Genomic DNA, 376 nt, shown 5'->3' on the forward strand with positions numbered 1-376 from the left:
GGTTCCAACCGAAAAAGTCCCTGGCCAACGGCCGTATCGTCGCCGCCGAGGCCCTGGTGCGCTGGATGCACCCTGAGCAAGGCGTACTATTGCCAGCCGCGTTCCTGCCGGCGATCAAGGCATTCGAGCTGGAGGAACGCCTGTTGTGGGTGGTCCTCAAGCAAGCCATCCATGCCCAGGAGCGTTGGCGCCAGCGCGGTTATGAAATACCCGTGTCGATCAATTTGCCCACCCACCTGCTCAACAGCCATGACCTGGCCGACCGCCTGCTGGAGTTCGTGCTGCACTACAACGGGATCCCGGGAATGATTTGCTTCGAACTGATGGAGTGCTCTGTACCGCAGGACATCAGTAACTTCTATGCCGGGGCGTGCCG

The 376-nt window shown here is 60.6% G+C and carries 1 protein-coding gene; it reads left to right on the forward strand.

Features of this window, described 5'->3' with window-relative positions:
- Positions 1 to 376, forward strand: a 376-nt coding sequence (locus SB756_RS28450) for an EAL domain-containing protein (RefSeq protein ID WP_410912837.1), incomplete at both ends; no start/stop codon positions are given.

Source organism: Pseudomonas sp. SIMBA_068, assembly GCF_046534705.1.
Taxonomy (GTDB): domain Bacteria; phylum Pseudomonadota; class Gammaproteobacteria; order Pseudomonadales; family Pseudomonadaceae; genus Aquipseudomonas; species Aquipseudomonas putida.